The sequence below is a fragment of the Nodularia spumigena CCY9414 genome (assembly GCF_000340565.2).
Taxonomy (GTDB): domain Bacteria; phylum Cyanobacteriota; class Cyanobacteriia; order Cyanobacteriales; family Nostocaceae; genus Nodularia; species Nodularia spumigena.
Map to the genome: position 1 here is coordinate 1,573,331 of NZ_CP007203.1, position 14,894 is coordinate 1,588,224.

At 39.5% G+C, this 14,894-nt stretch carries 14 protein-coding genes and 1 pseudogene; 11 read left to right on the forward strand and 4 right to left on the reverse strand.

The window, feature by feature from the left end:
• Nucleotides 1–244: 244 nt before the first annotated feature.
• The 8 genes from gvpA (NSP_RS06890) to NSP_RS06925 all read left to right on the forward strand — a co-directional run bounded on the left by gvpA (NSP_RS06890) (nucleotide 245) and on the right by NSP_RS06925 (nucleotide 5,280).
• Nucleotides 245–460 (forward strand): gas vesicle structural protein GvpA, encoded by a 216-nt coding sequence (gene gvpA, locus NSP_RS06890; protein WP_017803923.1) that lies wholly within the window; start codon nucleotides 245–247, stop codon nucleotides 458–460.
• Between the two features lie 127 nt (nucleotides 461–587).
• Complete coding sequence (gvpA, locus tag NSP_RS06895; protein ID WP_017803924.1) at nucleotides 588–803, forward strand: gas vesicle structural protein GvpA; 216 nt, start codon at nucleotides 588–590, stop codon at nucleotides 801–803.
• Between the two features lie 45 nt (nucleotides 804–848).
• Nucleotides 849–1,376 (forward strand): gas vesicle protein GvpC, encoded by a 528-nt coding sequence (gene gvpC, locus NSP_RS06900; RefSeq protein ID WP_017803925.1) that lies wholly within the window; start codon nucleotides 849–851, stop codon nucleotides 1,374–1,376.
• Nucleotides 1,377–1,952: 576 nt separating this feature from the next.
• Nucleotides 1,953–2,933: a gas vesicle protein GvpN gene (gene gvpN, locus NSP_RS06905; protein WP_017803926.1), complete on the forward strand. Its 981-nt coding sequence runs from the start codon at nucleotides 1,953–1,955 to the stop codon at nucleotides 2,931–2,933.
• 148 nt (nucleotides 2,934–3,081) lie between these two features.
• Nucleotides 3,082–3,501 carry a gas vesicle protein gene (locus NSP_RS06910; protein ID WP_042202701.1) on the forward strand — a complete coding sequence of 140 codons (420 nt, stop codon included), beginning with the start codon at nucleotides 3,082–3,084 and terminating at the stop codon, nucleotides 3,499–3,501.
• A gap of 149 nt (nucleotides 3,502–3,650) precedes the next feature.
• Nucleotides 3,651–4,115, forward strand: coding sequence for a gas vesicle protein K (locus NSP_RS06915; RefSeq protein WP_006197965.1), 465 nt, complete (start codon nucleotides 3,651–3,653; stop codon nucleotides 4,113–4,115).
• 44 nt (nucleotides 4,116–4,159) lie between these two features.
• Nucleotides 4,160–4,900 carry a gas vesicle protein GvpF gene (gene gvpF / locus NSP_RS06920; RefSeq protein ID WP_006197964.1) on the forward strand — a complete coding sequence of 247 codons (741 nt, stop codon included), beginning with the start codon at nucleotides 4,160–4,162 and terminating at the stop codon, nucleotides 4,898–4,900.
• Between the two features lie 86 nt (nucleotides 4,901–4,986).
• Complete coding sequence (locus NSP_RS06925) at nucleotides 4,987–5,280, forward strand: gas vesicle protein GvpG (protein ID WP_017803927.1); 294 nt, start codon at nucleotides 4,987–4,989, stop codon at nucleotides 5,278–5,280.
• A gap of 57 nt (nucleotides 5,281–5,337) precedes the next feature.
• Here the strand turns inward: NSP_RS06925 and NSP_RS06930 are convergent, their stop codons facing one another.
• Nucleotides 5,338–5,682, reverse strand: a complete 345-nt coding sequence (locus NSP_RS06930; protein WP_017803928.1) for a hypothetical protein — start codon at nucleotides 5,680–5,682, stop codon at nucleotides 5,338–5,340.
• 254 nt (nucleotides 5,683–5,936) lie between these two features.
• Here NSP_RS06930 and NSP_RS06935 point away from each other — a divergent pair, with 254 nt between their 5' ends.
• The 3 genes from NSP_RS06935 (at nucleotide 5,937) to NSP_RS06945 (ending at nucleotide 10,446) form a co-directional block, all read left to right on the forward strand.
• Entirely contained in the window at nucleotides 5,937–6,617 is a 681-nt protein-coding gene (locus NSP_RS06935) for a GvpL/GvpF family gas vesicle protein (RefSeq protein ID WP_006197961.1), read from the forward strand.
• A 42-nt stretch (nucleotides 6,618–6,659) separates the two neighbouring features.
• Entirely contained in the window at nucleotides 6,660–8,543 is a 1,884-nt protein-coding gene (locus NSP_RS06940) for an ArsA family ATPase (RefSeq protein ID WP_231859547.1), read from the forward strand.
• A 67-nt stretch (nucleotides 8,544–8,610) separates the two neighbouring features.
• Nucleotides 8,611–10,446, forward strand: a complete 1,836-nt coding sequence (locus NSP_RS06945; protein ID WP_006197959.1) for an AAA family ATPase — start codon at nucleotides 8,611–8,613, stop codon at nucleotides 10,444–10,446.
• Between the two features lie 131 nt (nucleotides 10,447–10,577).
• On the opposite strand, the gene acnB is transcribed toward NSP_RS06945, so the two are convergent.
• The 3 genes and pseudogenes from acnB to NSP_RS06960 all read right to left on the reverse strand — a co-directional run bounded on the left by acnB (nucleotide 10,578) and on the right by NSP_RS06960 (nucleotide 14,645).
• Nucleotides 10,578–13,235: a bifunctional aconitate hydratase 2/2-methylisocitrate dehydratase gene (gene acnB, locus NSP_RS06950; RefSeq protein WP_006197958.1), complete on the reverse strand. Its 2,658-nt coding sequence runs from the start codon at nucleotides 13,233–13,235 to the stop codon at nucleotides 10,578–10,580.
• 138 nt (nucleotides 13,236–13,373) lie between these two features.
• A pseudogene (locus NSP_RS06955) lies at nucleotides 13,374–13,685 on the reverse strand (DUF4351 domain-containing protein); the annotation flags it as partial.
• Nucleotides 13,686–13,700: 15 nt separating this feature from the next.
• A complete protein-coding gene (locus NSP_RS06960) occupies nucleotides 13,701–14,645 on the reverse strand; it encodes a DUF4351 domain-containing protein (protein ID WP_006197956.1) in 945 nt (314 codons plus the stop codon).
• Nucleotides 14,646–14,894: the final 249 nt, after the last annotated feature.

Below are 14,894 nucleotides of genomic sequence, written 5' to 3' on the forward strand. Positions count from 1 at the left end.
CTTATAGATGATAGATGCCGTAAATAGTATAAAACANATTAWAATTAAAACTTCTAACATACAACATTTTGTCCCTATTTTTAACTTTATTGCCTAAAAATATCCTTTTCAAAATAATTACAATTTTTTTTTCCGAGGTATTGACAAGTACCGTTTAGAAATGCTAACTTTCAAATTGTGATGAAAAAACATTTTTCTCGTCACGCGAAGTAAATTTTGCGACAAATATACCAGGAGTAAACACATGGCAGTTGAAAAAACTAACTCTTCCTCCAGCTTGGCAGAAGTTATTGACAGAATCCTTGACAAAGGTATCGTTATTGACGCTTGGGTTCGTGTTTCTTTAGTTGGTATCGAATTAATCGCTATTGAAGCTAGAATCGTAATCGCTTCAGTAGAAACCTACTTGAAATATGCAGAAGCAGTAGGTTTAACTCAGTCTGCTGCAGTTCCTGCATAGTCACAATAAAATCCATTTTTGTAGAATAACTATAACTTTATTGTAGTTATTCTACATTATTAGGCATTTTCAAAATTTTAAAAAGCTTGATAGCTAACGGTTCCAAGGGATTGTAAGGTACAAACATATGGCAGTTGAAAAAACTAACTCTACCTCCAGCTTGGCAGAAGTTATTGATAGAATACTTGACAAAGGTATTGTCATCGATGCTTGGGTTCGTGTTTCTTTAGTTGGTATTGAATTAATCGCTATTGAAGCTAGAATCGTCATTGCGTCTGTAGAAACTTACCTGAAATATGCAGAAGCAATAGGACTCACTCAGTCTGCTGCAGTTCCTGCCTAATTATCAAATGGTTAAGACCACTTTATCATTATTCAGGAGAACTTCATGTCTGCTTTGATGGAAAAAATCCGGGAAGAAAACCGGTCAATATTCGAGAATGTAAATAAATTTATTGATTGCACCAAGAGTGCTCGCTTGGCTCAAGGAAAAGCCCAAGCAGCAGAACTGCATCAGTTCCAACAAAAACTGCAGCAAGAAACTGAGCAGTTTTTAGCGACCACAGCTAAAGAACGTATTGCTCAAGGAAAAGCCCAAGCAGCAGAACTGCATCAGTTCCAACAAAACCTGCAGCAAGAAACTGAGCAGTTTTTAGCGACCACAGCTAAAGAACGTATTGCTCTGCAGCAAGAAACTGAGCAGTTTTTAGCGACCACAGCTAAAGAACGTATTGCTCAAGGAAAAGCCCAAGCAGCAGAACTGCATCAGTTCCAACAAAACCTGCAGCAAGAAACTGAGCAGTTTTTAGCCACCACAGCTCAAGAACGTATTGCTAAGGCCAAAGCCCAAGCAGCAGAACTGCGTCAATTCCGTCAGGATTTGTTTATGAGTGTTATTGGTGGATCTGGACTTTAATCAACATTCGTAATAAACATATCTCATCTGTTTCACAATTGGGCTAAATAATTAACCCCTTTATCTTTCAGTTGCAAAACTGCTAATACAAGGGGTTAATTAATAAAATTAAACTTGTGTTTCGAGACTTTAGTAAAATAGGCTTGTATCGCCAAACGAGTAATTCCAATATTTACTTAACGAATCAAGTCAATAGTGTTACTTAACTAGAGTTTTAGATTTATTTACCTTTATATAGTACCATAGAGAGGAGCTTTATCAGATTAAATCAATAATCGCACCTTAATTTCCTTCTGATTGAAGATCAAGATAGTTCCATGCTTTCTCAACTTATAACTGAGATTTGGATCACCAATCCTGGTTTGAGTTAGCGTCACAAATGTTAAGATCATGAAGTGAATACAAAAAATCAAAACCTAGCCTGGGACTTGGAAGACTAGACCGCTAGAAGAATTTGATATCACTACACACCTTTAAAGTGCAAAGTGTCCCTTCGTAAATCCCAATTGACAGTAACACTTTAAATATTTCAGTCTATAGTTTTACACACCTTCAATTTATTACCAGCTTCAATTTATGGCTATCACCAATACGAATCACAAAAGAGCAGTTATTCGTGTCCGTCCAGGACAATTTGTCATGACACCTTCGATTGAGAAAGTAGCAGCTAGAGCATTGCTTTATCTCAAATCAGGCTTTCCCGTTCACTTGCGAGGACCTGCGGGAACAGGTAAAACAACTTTAGCACTCCACATAGCACACTGTATCGAGAGCCCAGTAATGTTACTGTTTGGCGATGACGAATTCAAAAGTTCGGATTTGATTGGGAGTGAAACTGGTTATACCCGCAAGAAATTAGTGGATAATTATATTCACAACGTCGTTAAAGTAGAAGACCAATTACAACAGAACTGGGTTGATTCTAGACTGATTTTGGCTTGTCGCGAAGGTTTTACATTAGTCTATGATGAATTTAACCGTTCACGACCCGAAGTTAATAACGTTTTACTTTCAGCCTTAGAAGAAAAAATTATCAGCCTACCTCCTAGTAGTAATCAGCCAGAGTATCTACACGTTCATCCGAAATTTCGCGCTATATTTACATCCAATCCCGAAGAGTACTGCGGAGTTCATTCAACCCAAGATGCTTTGATGGATAGGTTAGTAACTATTAATATGCCAGAACAAGATGAGATGACTCAAGGCGAAATATTAATTCAGAAAACAAACATATCTCGAGAATCTGCTTACTTAATAGTGCGGTTGGTAAAATCGTTCCGTCTGGCTATAGAAGCAGAGAAAACTTCAGGTTTACGGTCTTGTTTGATGATTGCTAAAGTATGTGCGGACAATAACATTCCAGCAGAAGTAGAAAATCCAGACTTTCAGGATATTGCTATCGATGTTCTGTGCAACCGCAGTAATTTAGCGATGAGCGAAGCGACCAATATTTTAATGGAATTACTTAGCCAGACTAGTTTACTAGCAGAACTTTCACAGCCAAAGACAGATTTAGAAAATACTTATCTTTTTGATAAAGAAGTTTACAATCACTAAACTCATACCAAAAAGTCAAGTAATAACTAGAATTTTCAAAGACTTAGCTCCAGATTCCATCTAATACTAAAGGCTTCTGGTTCTTTGGAACACAAATTGTTTGTGAGCAAAATTATCGTCTTTATACTATTCAAGAGTTGAATTATTCGTGACTTCTACCCCCATACTACCAACACGTCATCAGACAAACTCAAGTCGAAATATTAACACATCTACTCAAAGCTCAAACTTAGCGGACATTCTCGAAAGAGTGTTAGATAAGGGCGTTGTTATTGCTGGCGATATTTCTATATCTATCGCCTCAACGGAACTTTTACATATTCGCATTCGCTTGTTAATTTCCTCCGTTGATAAAGCCAAGGAAATGGGTATTAATTGGTGGGAAAATGACCCTTATCTGAGCAGTAAAGCCCAACGATTAATTGAAGAAAATCAACAGCTTCAAAATCGCCTGGAGAGTCTAGAATCGGAAATAAATTTACTTAAGTCTGCGAGTATCCTAGAAGAAACTCCATTAGGAGAGGATATTCAACATGATGTGGATACAAGTAACCAGGAAATTATTTGATCACGAGATTACCAGTTAGATGAGTAATTGGTTAAAATTTATGTTTTAACCAGCGAAAGTCAAACAGACTGGGACGGTTAATAACTATTTAAAAATGACTGATTGAATTGCATTCAAAGAAACTGAAAGTTTAGGTTACATTTATAGAAATGGTTTGTAATCCATCGGAAGACTTTAAGGATTTACCAACCAAGGCTTCTAAAAATAAAGAAGCCGGTTTAGCTCCTTTATTATTGACTGTATTAGAATTGCTGCGTCAACTAATGGAAGCGCAAGTAATTAGGCGCATGGAACAGGAGTTGCTGTGTGAATCTGATTTAGACCGAGCAGCCGAAAGTTTGCAAAAGTTAGAGTCACAAATTTTAGATTTTTGTCAGATATTTGAAATTGAGCCATCAGACCTCAATGTAAATTTAGGAGATTTTGGTAGTCTTTTACCTCCCTCTGGTTCTTATTATCCAGGGCAAACTAGCAATCAGGCTTCAGTGGTAGAGTTATTAGACCGGCTTTTAAATACTGGAGTTGTTGTAGACGGTGAGATAGATATCGGTTTAGCTCAACTAGACCTGATTCATGCTAAGTTACGGTTAGTTTTGACCGCCAAAACAATGTAATCAAAAGTTATCAGTTGTAAGTTCCAACTCAATGGGTTAAAATAGTGAATTTTGGTCTTTATTTGTATGGTATTTTCCCTGATATAATTCCTAGCTCTGTTTCTATTACAGGATTGGACGGGAAACCTGTTTATAGTCAAGTGGTTGATGGATTGACTTTTTTATATTCAGAAGCATCTAAAGAGAAATATTTGGCTTCTCGACGCAATTTATTAACTCATGAAAAAGTGTTAGAGGAGACAATGCAAGCAGGATTTCATGTCCTTCTTCCTCTCCAGTTCGGATTAGTTATTAAAGACTGGGACGCAATAACCACACAACTCATCGAACCATATAAAGAGCAATTGCACAACTTATTCCAAAAACTGGCCGGACAAAGAGAGGTGAGCGTTAAGATTTTTTGGGATAGCAAGTCTGAATTGCAAGCCATGATGGAATCTAATCTCGCTTTGAAACAGGAGCGTGACAATATGGAAGGTAGAAAATTAAGTATAGAGGAGGTGATTCACATTGGACAATTAATTGAAAGTAATTTATCCGCTCGCAAACAATCTGTGATTGAAGTTTTCTCTAATGAGCTAAATCCTTTAGCTACAGAGGTTATAGACGGTGAACTTATGACAGAGGACATGATTTACAACACCGCATTTTTGATTCCTTGGGAAAGTGAATCTAAATTCGGTGAAATTGTAGAAGCAATTGATCTGAAATTTGGCGATCGCCTACGTATTCGCTACAACCATTTCACTGCTCCCTACACATTTGCACAACTGGCTGAACCATAGACCCAATTGCAGTTATTTATTACCATCCCTCTTGTATGTAAGAATAGCTTTTAAAATGCAATATAAACTACCAAGGATTTATGACTATGCTGATGAAACTTTTACTATCTCCAATCATGGGTCCAATCAATGGAGTTGTATGGATTGCAGAGAAAATTGAAGAGCGTGCTAATACCGAATTTGATGATCAAGAAAACTTGAACAAACAATTATTGACCCTGCAGCTTTCCCTAGACATGGGCGACATTACCGAAGAAGAGTATGACGCTCAAGAAGAAGAAATTCTTTTAAAACTCCAAGAATTGGAAGAAGAAGCCCGACTGGAAGCAGAATCTGAAGAATACGAAGCCTTGGAAGAACAAACTCAGGTGAGAGCATAGACTTAACAAGATCAAGATCCAACCGGGAGTTGTCAAATTTTCGGCAATATGACCGAGTTAATATTCAATTTCCATAACATTGTAGTTATTAGATTGCACGGATTCAATAGACTCAACATATATATTTTCTTGAGAGCCTATATCTTGAGTATTTGTTAACTCAGAATCATTTTTACGCAGTTTCTTAATCGTTTTCTCGGTTTCTTCTATTTGGTGATTCAGGGTAGTTAAACGCCTGTTTAGTAAACTTGTTCGCTCTCTGATGAAATATAGTTCCTTTTGAAGACGTTCCTTTTCAGTCACCATTTGATACAGTTCCAGTTTGCAGGATGCCTCGTTTTTCTTGCGAGGCATTGTACTAATCTTATGTCTGATAACACTACGCTTAGGACTATTTTTCATGAATAATGTTTGAATTGTTATTAATTACTAATTATAACTAACTAAGGTGTCATTGTAAATCTTTAAAGAATATGTAAATATTTTCAGCAATACTTTAAATTAACTCTATAAGTCTTCAAAATCTGGCACTATCACCAAAAAACATCAAAATATGTTATAATTTTTACCAAATCGAGGATGATAATTTAATATTATTACAATGTGGGAGCGGAAACTGAATTAGTTAAAATTATACAACTATCTAGGTGCAGTATATGGAATCAGAAAACCTCTATAGTTATGCCTTTTTAGAAACACCTAGCTTGCCCTTAATTTTACCACAAGGTGCTGCTAGTCAAGTAGTGCTGATTAAGAGTACTAATCTTTCGGCTATTGTTGAGCCTGGAATATCTTTAGAGTCATTCCAAGATAATGAGCAGAAAATTATCGAGATGGCTTTATGCCATGACCGAGTTATTTGTGAGCTTTTCCAGCAGATTACAGTTTTACCCGTGCAGTTTGGAATATGCTTTAATTCTCAGAAAAATCTGCTCATTCACCTAGAATCAAATACCGAAAAATATCGCCAGCAGCTACAAAAAATTCATGGTAAAACTGAATTTACTTTGAAATTGATTCCTGTAATACTAGAGGAAGTAGCACCAGTAAAGTCCAGGGGAAAAGATTACTTTTTAGCTAAAAAGCAACAGTATCAAAACCAAAAAGACTTTAGTCTTGCACAAGCAGCAGAAAAAGAGTATCTCATTGATTTAATAACCACGACCAATAATTATCCTGTTGTTGTTCAAGAAAAAGAGCAAGAAGTAAGCATTCATATGCTGGTTAATATTGAAGATAGAAATTGCTTTTTAGAACAAACTTTAAATTGGCAAAAAGCTTGTCCTCGTTGGAATTTATTGTTAGGAGATTCTCTTCCTCCTTACCACTTTATTTAATTAAAGTTTATTTATTCTTTTCCTAATTCTTTTAAATTTGTTATGAAGCAGTACGACTCACTTAACTTAGTTATGTTTAGCGGCAAAGGCGGAGTTGGTAAAACTACTATCTCTTGCTGTTTTGCTCGTTACTGGGCGACAAAGTTTCCAGAAGAAAAAATCTTGTTACTTTCTACAGACCCAGCACATTCCTTAGGAGATATATTACTTTCAAAAGTCACAGATGATGGTTCACAGGTAGAAGATTTACCTAATTTGAGTGTTCGAGCATTAGATGCTGAAAAACTATTAGTGGAATTTAGGGCTAAATATAGTCGATTATTAGAACTGCTAGTTGAGCGAGGGAGTTTAGCTGACGGAGAAGATTTAGCCCCGGTTTGGGAGCTAAATTGGCCAGGCTTAAATGAACTGATGGGATTGCTAGAAATTCAGCGTCTACTTTCAGAAAAAACCGTAGACCGGATAGTGCTTGATATGGCTCCTTCAGGTCATACATTAAATTTGTTGCAATTAGAAGATTTCTTCGATGTAATTTTAAATTCCTTTGAATTATTTCAACAAAAACATCGTGTGATCACAGAGAGTTTCAGAGGGAGCTATAAACCTGATGAAGTAGATGATTTTCTGGAGCATATGAAATCTCAATTAGCAGAAGGTAGACGACTGCTACAAGATGAGACATTTACAGGTTGCTTGGTAGTCACAATTGCTGAACCCATGTGTTTGTCCGAAACCGAGAGATTTTTAGATAATTTAAAAACTCTCAATATTCACTATACGGGAATTCTGATCAATCGCATCATCACAGATAGCGATATAAATACAGACCGCTATGCAGAACAACAAAATTTGACCGATAAATTCTTAAAAATTGCCGGCAATCAACCCGTTTTCATTGTACCACAACAAGCAAAAGAACCATTAGGTCCCTTGGCATTGGATGACCTGGCACGACAAATTCAAAAAATTGACAGTGTCGAACTTTCTGCCCCGCCAGCAATTCAATGGCCAAGTAGAATCCTCCCAAGCTTCAGTGACTTTGTAGCCGAAGGATGTCAACTAATTATTGTGGGGGGTAAAGGAGGAGTTGGTAAAACAACAGTTGCAGGAGCTTTAGGCTGGGGTTTAGCTAATCGTCATCCTCAACAAAAAATTCGGATAATCTCCATAGATCCTGCTCATTCCTTGGGCGATGCATTTGGACAAAAATTGGGACATCAAGCCTCATCATTGGCAACTAATTTGACCGGACAAGAAATTGATGCTGATGAAATATTAGATCAGTTTCGTACGGATTATCTTTGGGAATTAGCGGATATGATTAGTGGTGAAGGAACAGAAACTGATAGCACAATAGATATTGCTTATCTTCCGGGAGCTTGGCGACAGATTATGTCTCAAGCTTTACCCGGTATTGATGAGATACTGTCCCTAATCACTATTATGGACTTATTGGATAGTAACCAGCAAGACTTGATTATTTTAGATACTGCTCCCACCGGTCATCTGCTACAATTTTTGGCAATGCCATCTGCTTTAGGAGATTGGTTATCGTGGATATTTAAGTTATGGATAAAATACCAGAACGTTGTAGGTAGACTTGATTTAATTGGGCGGTTGCGGAATTTACGTCAACAAGTTGTCCAAGCCCAAAAGAAATTAAAAAATCCAAAGCATACGCAATTTGTGGGAGTAATTCAGGCAGAAGATGCGATTATATCTGAACATATACGCCTCACAGCATCCCTGAAAGATATGGGAATCCAACAACGTTATGTAGTTCAAAATCGCTATAGTCAAGAAATAGGAATTGACCCCGGCTTATTTCCCGAACAAACAATCATCCGCTTACCCAATTTACCTAGATCAGTAGAACCAATTGCCCGTATTCAAGCAGCTGCAAATCTTTTATTTGACTTTGATTAATCAATATCAAATTTCAGCTGTATGTAGCCTAAGATATATTTTCTCAATTCATTTCTCGAGGAATTTTATGAGTGATTTATTCAAGGGATTTGAGCAGTTTATAGAGTTGGTGAAAACTCTAGAAGAAAAAGTGGAAAATGGAGAAATTAAAACTGATGTGCAGTTTAACTCACGTTCATTAAGCAGTATTCCCAGAAACGGTAACATTCCCCGTACTAATAATAATACAACTAGTAATGTTGGTACTACCTCCATTCGTACCCCATCTTCCCCGGCACGTGATACAGGTGCATCTGACCCAAATGTACAACCTGAAGGCAATTTAGGTATAACCCTCAAAGATATTGGGGGATTGAACCAAGAACTCAAAGAACTCAAAGAACTGATTGCTATTCCTTTAAAACGCCCTGACCTGCTAGTTAAGTTAGGACTCGAACCTACACATGGGGTATTATTAGTTGGTCCTTCGGGGACTGGCAAAACACTCACAGCTCGTGCGTTAGCTGAAGAACTGGGGGTTAACTACATTGCCCTTGTTGGCCCTGAAGTCATCACAAAATATTATGGTGAAGCAGAGCAAAAACTGCGGGCTATTTTTGAAAAAGCTGCCAAAAATGCTCCCTGTATTATCTTTATTGACGAAATCGATAGCTTGGCCCCAGACCGTAGTGCAGTAGAAGGGGAAGTAGAAAAGCGTTTAGTTGCCCAACTATTGAGCCTCATGGATGGTTTCTCCCAGAACAAAGGCGTGATTTTACTCGGAGCTACTAATCGCCCTGATCATCTTGACCCAGCTCTACGTCGTCCTGGACGATTTGACAGAGAAATTCAGTTTCGAGTTCCAGATATCAATGGGCGCAAAGAAATCCTGGAAGTTCTGACTCGTGCTATGCCCTTAGATAATACAGTTGATCTGGAGTTTATTGCCGATCGCACCGTGGGATTTGTGGGGGCTGACTTAAAAGCTGTCTGTCAAAAAGCAGCATACACAGCTTTACGCCGTCAGGTTCCTTCCATTGATATGCCAATTCCAGAAGTTATTACGGTGCAGCAATCTGATTTCTTGCAGGCTCTCAAGGAAATCAAACCAGCAGTACTTCGTAGCATGGAAGTTGAAGTTCCTCATGTGGAATGGGACGATATTGGTGGCTTGGAAACCATAAAACAGACCTTGCGGGAATCTGTGGAAGGGGCTTTGTTGTATCCAGAACTCTACAAAGAAACAAAAGCCAGAGCGCCCAAGGGAATACTCTTGTGGGGTCCGCCCGGTACTGGGAAAACATTATTAGCCAAGGCTGTGGCTTCCCAAGCCCGAGCTAACTTTATTGGTATTAATGGACCAGATTTACTCAGCCGTTGGGTGGGAGCCAGTGAACAAGCAGTTAGGGAGTTATTTGCTAAGGCGCGACAAGCAGATCCCTGTGTAATATTTATCGATGAACTTGATACATTAGCTCCAGCACGGGGGACTTATACCGGTGATTCGGGAGTCAGTAACCGGGTAGTAGGACAATTACTCACGGAATTAGATGGTTTAGGAACTGGCGCAAATATTTTGGTAATTGGGGCTACAAATCGTCCTGATGCCATAGATCCTGCTCTGTTACGGGCAGGGCGCTTAGATCTACAATTAAAAGTAGATTTACCGAATTTAGATAGTCGGTGCAAGATTTTGCAAGTTTACAATCAAGGCAGACCTATTTTAAATGTAGATTTGGAACACTGGGCTAAGGTGACAGAAGGTTGGAATGGTGCGGATTTAGTATTACTCTGCAATCAGGCCGCTGTAGAAGCAATTCGCCGGTTTAGGTCTCAAGGTGAAACAGATACTGCTGCCATCAAGATTACTGTTGATGATTTCCAAGCTTCTTATGAAGCTTTAATCCAGCAACGTACAGTTTAATTCAACCTTAGCCAGGGGCAATAAATAAATGAATTGCCCCGACCCTCTGCTTAAAGAACTGCACAGGAGGTAAAAAAGTATCTTTTGACTCCTGTACTATCAGGTGGGCAACGCCCACCCCAATTAATAATCTACTTCGTCACTGCTGACATACCTAAAATATCCTCCAGTTTGGGCATATCTTCCACAGCAATAACTCGCCCTTCATCCTCAAAACCAGCAATTTGATCAAAGTTCAAATAGCGATACAAATCACCAGCAAAAGGATGAATCTTTTCTGCTACAATATCCAAGTATTCCCGCACTGTGGGAATGCGTCCCAGTAACGCACAAACGGCGGCTAATTCTGCCGAACCAAGGTAAACTCGCGCATCTTTACCCATGCGATTGTTGAAGTTACGCGTTGAGGTAGAAAATACAGTTGTACCATCTTCAACTCGCGCCTGATTACCCATACATAAACTACATCCAGGCATTTCTGTCCGCGCATTCGCAGCTTCAAAGATGTTATACACACCTTCCGTTTTTAATTGGTGTTCATCCATGCGGGTGGGGGGACAAATCCACAACCGGGCTTTAACTGCACCAGCACCTTCTAATACTTTACCAGTGGCGCGATAATGACCGATATTGGTCATACAAGAACCGACAAATACTTCTTGTACTGGGTCATTAGCAACCTCTGATAATAATTTTACGTTATCAGGGTCATTGGGTGCAGCTACAATGGGTTGTGTGATTTCGTTCAAATCAATGTCAATGATTTCTGCATACTCTGCATCTGCATCAGCTTCCATTAAGGTGGGGTTTGCTAACCATTCTTCCATTTTCGCAACCCGGCGCATAATGGTACGTGCATCTGTGTAACCCCTGGCTACCATGTTCTTTAACAGGGTGACGTTGGAACGCAGATATTCGGAAACTGTCTCAATACTCAGCTTAATTGTACAACCTGCACAAGAACGTTCGGCGGAAGCGTCGGTAAGTTCAAAGGCTTGTTCTACTTTCAAATCTGGTAAACCTTCCAATTCCAGAATGCGCCCTGAGTAGATATTTTTCTTGTTTTTCTTCTCTACTGTTAGCAAACCTTTTTGAATGGCGACGTAGGGAATGGCGTTGACAATATCTCGTAAGGTGATTCCGGGTTGCAATTCTCCTTTGAAGCGGACTAATACTGATTCTGGCATATCTAAGGGCATGACACCCAATGCACCGGCAAAGGCTACTAACCCAGAACCTGCGGGGAAGGATATACCCAAGGGGAAGCGGGTATGGGAGTCGCCACCTGTTCCCACGGTGTCGGGTAACAGCATCCGGTTTAACCAAGAGTGAATGATACCATCGCCGGGACGTAAGGCGACACCTGCGCGTTGGGCAAAGAAATCTGGTAATTCTTGGTGAGTTTTAATGTCTACTGGTTTGGGATAAGCCGCAGTGTGACAGAAACTCTGCATTACTAAGTCTGCACTGAAACCAAGACAGGCGAGTTCTTTTAATTCGTCGCGGGTCATGGGGCCTGTGGTATCTTGGGAACCAACGGTGGTCATTAGGGGTTCGCAAGATGTACCAGGACGAACACCGGGTAAACCGCAAGCTTTACCGACCATTTTCTGGGCGAGGGTGTAACCTTTGCCTGTATCATTGGGTTGCTGAGGACGAATAAATAAATTGCTGGCTTCTAAACCCAATGCTTCGCGGGTTTTGTCGGTGAGAGTACGTCCAATTAATAGGGGAATGCGTCCACCGGCGCGGACTTCATCAAAGATGGTTTCGGGTTTGAGGGTGAAGGTGGAAATGACTTCGCCGGCTTGGTTGGTGATTTCGCCTTTGTAAGGATGTATGGTAATTACCATACCGGTTTCTAAGTTGCTGACATCGCATTCAATGGGCAAAGCACCGGCATCTTCGGCAGTGTTGAAGAAAATTGGCGCGATCGCACTACCTAAAATATAACCCCCAGCGCGTTTGTTTGGTACATAAGGAATATCATTTCCTAAATGCCACAATACTGAGTTAATGGCAGACTTGCGTGAGGAACCAGTCCCGACAACATCGCCGACGTAAGCTAGTGGATGTCCTTTTTGCTTTAACTCGACAATGGTTTCTAAACTTCCCGGTTGTCGTGACTCTAGCATGGCTAGGGCGTGTAAAGGAATATCCGGGCGGGTGGTAGCGTGGGTAGCTGGGGATAAGTCATCGGTGTTGGTTTCCCCAGGAACTTTAAACACGGTGACGGTAATGGCTTCTGGTACTGTGGGGCGAATAGTAAACCATTCCGCATTTGCCCAAGAGTCAACTACTCGCTTGGCGAAAGGATTACTTTGGGCTAATTCTAAGACATCATGAAAGGCATCATACACCAAAAGGATTTTACTCAGGGCGGTGGCGGCGTGGGCGGCGATGGGTTCTCTACCTTCACCCTTCATGACTAAAGGTGCTTCTCCGTCTTTTGATTCTCCACTGGAAACTTGCAGCAAATCAATTAGAGATTGCACGTTGTAACCGCCTACCATCGTTCCCAGTAATTCTACTGCGGCGATGGGTGAAACGAGGGGACTGGTAATTTCGCTTTTAGCAATGGCGGTGAGAAATCCCGCTTTCACATAAGCTGCTTCATCTACTCCGGGTGGCACGCGATCGCACAATAAATGTAATAATGTATCTTCTTCACCTTCTGGTGGATTTTGCAACAATTCACACAGTTCTGAGGTTTGCTTCGCATCCAATGGTAAAGGGGGAATACCGAGTTGGGCGCGTTCCGCAACATGATGACGGTATTGTTCTAGCATTTTGTGTTCTCCATTGGGATGTTCTCCCTTTAATTATGAAATATTTTTCGGCAAATCTTGGCTATAAAAGTTTACCTGATTTTTATGCCTGGAAGCCTCATCAGACTTGTGTTATGGATTTATTAATCTACTGATAATTTATTCTGATTGTGGGTTGAACCAAGCTTCTAAATCAGCAACACTAGAAAAGTCTAATAACGCCTCTCCTAAGTTCTCTAACTGTTCAATCGATAACCCTCTGATGCGTTCAATTAATGACGCATCAATTTCACCGATACGGCAATTTAGTAGACGCATTATTAAGTGTTGTTTTCCCTCTTGCCTTCCCTCTTTTATTCCTTTTTGCCTTCCTTCTTTTATTCCTTTTTGCCTTCCTTCTTGCCTTCCTTCTTCTTTAGCTTGTTCTCTATGTCTTTGATACAGTGGTTCTAATCGCATAATTAACTCCCGAACCATCAAAATAAATTAGATTGAGTGTTGTGTTAACCAAGTTTCTAAATCAGCAACACTAGAAAAATCTAATAACGCTTCTCCTAAGTTCTCTAACTGTTCAATCGATAACCCGGAAATTCGCTCTATTAATAACGCATCAATTTCACCGATACGGCGATTTAGTAGACGCATTATTAAGTCTTTTTCTCCCTCTTGTCTTCCCTCTTGTATTCCCTCTTGTCTTCCTTGTTGTATTCCCTGTTGTATTCCTTCTTCTTTAGCTTTTTCTCTATCTCTTTGATACAGTGGTTCTAATCGCATAATTAACTCCCTATCATCTGCTTCTAGTTCTTGATTTACTCTCAAGTTTTCACGCAAGTTGTAAACTAATTCCAGGGTGGCTTTCTGGTATGGATGATCTAATGGTAACGCTTGCAACTCGATAATTGCTTGTGATTGTACGCTTCCCCTACCCAAAAGTCTCAACCATAAAGTTTCCGGTGTTTGCGGTAGTTGGTGTATCGCCACAATTACTGTCCGCAAGGCATCTGCTAGGAAATGTATTCCCGATAACCAACCTTGTTTTTGAACTGTGCCAAAGCTAGATAAGCGAGTTTCAGATATCGTAGGTGTCAGAATCCACAACTTAGGAATTTCTGACTCCTGAAGTTTGATTTTATTGGCTTTGGCTTCTCGTCGCAATAAAGCCTTGATTTCTAATAATTTCAGAATACAGTCGCAGATTTCATCGCTAGAAGCTGGATTGCGGTATGGTTCTATTATTGCAGGATGTTCGGCAAGTCTTCCTAGTAACCCCAGTATTTGTAAATTAGCACTTTTTTGTTTAGCAGGTGTGAATAAAACATCTATTTCTTTAATTTCTCCTGAGACTTTTTCTGATGCTTTGACTTCTCCGTAATCTTTTAATAATTCTTCTAGATAGTCTTTGGCGAATTTATCATGTATAAACCTAGTCATTAAATTGTGGTATTGTGTAACTCTGGGTTAATTCAAAGTTTTATTATATACCAATTTTGAATTAACCGTAAGAGGATGTCTGAAAAAAAATTGTAATAGTGTTGTATTCAATACTCTTGTGCTGAAAGTAATAGAGATTTTATCAGCAAGCAATCAATAGCACTCAAAGAATAAAAAGAAACAAAATACTGGTTGAAGCTGTTAATTAAATCAGTGATGAATTAAGCACAAGTAAAAAGCCTTTTAGAT

Excerpts from the sequence above, each read along its gene's own strand:
- gvpA (WP_017803923.1), top strand. The coding sequence starts at position 245 with ATGGCAGTTGAAAAAACTAACTCTTCCTCCAGCTTGGCAGAAGTTATT.
- gvpA (WP_017803924.1), top strand. The coding sequence starts at position 588 with ATGGCAGTTGAAAAAACTAACTCTACCTCCAGCTTGGCAGAAGTTATT.
- gvpC (WP_017803925.1), top strand. The coding sequence starts at position 849 with ATGTCTGCTTTGATGGAAAAAATCCGGGAAGAAAACCGGTCAATATTC.
- gvpN (WP_017803926.1), top strand. The coding sequence starts at position 1,953 with ATGGCTATCACCAATACGAATCACAAAAGAGCAGTTATTCGTGTCCGT.
- NSP_RS06915 (WP_006197965.1), top strand. The coding sequence starts at position 3,651 with ATGGTTTGTAATCCATCGGAAGACTTTAAGGATTTACCAACCAAGGCT.
- NSP_RS06925 (WP_017803927.1), top strand. The coding sequence starts at position 4,987 with ATGCTGATGAAACTTTTACTATCTCCAATCATGGGTCCAATCAATGGA.
- NSP_RS06930 (WP_017803928.1), bottom strand. The coding sequence starts at position 5,682 with ATGAAAAATAGTCCTAAGCGTAGTGTTATCAGACATAAGATTAGTACA.
- NSP_RS06935 (WP_006197961.1), top strand. The coding sequence starts at position 5,937 with ATGGAATCAGAAAACCTCTATAGTTATGCCTTTTTAGAAACACCTAGC.
- NSP_RS06940 (WP_231859547.1), top strand. The coding sequence starts at position 6,660 with ATGAAGCAGTACGACTCACTTAACTTAGTTATGTTTAGCGGCAAAGGC.
- NSP_RS06945 (WP_006197959.1), top strand. The coding sequence starts at position 8,611 with ATGAGTGATTTATTCAAGGGATTTGAGCAGTTTATAGAGTTGGTGAAA.
- acnB (WP_006197958.1), bottom strand. The coding sequence starts at position 13,235 with ATGCTAGAACAATACCGTCATCATGTTGCGGAACGCGCCCAACTCGGT.
- NSP_RS06960 (WP_006197956.1), bottom strand. The coding sequence starts at position 14,645 with ATGACTAGGTTTATACATGATAAATTCGCCAAAGACTATCTAGAAGAA.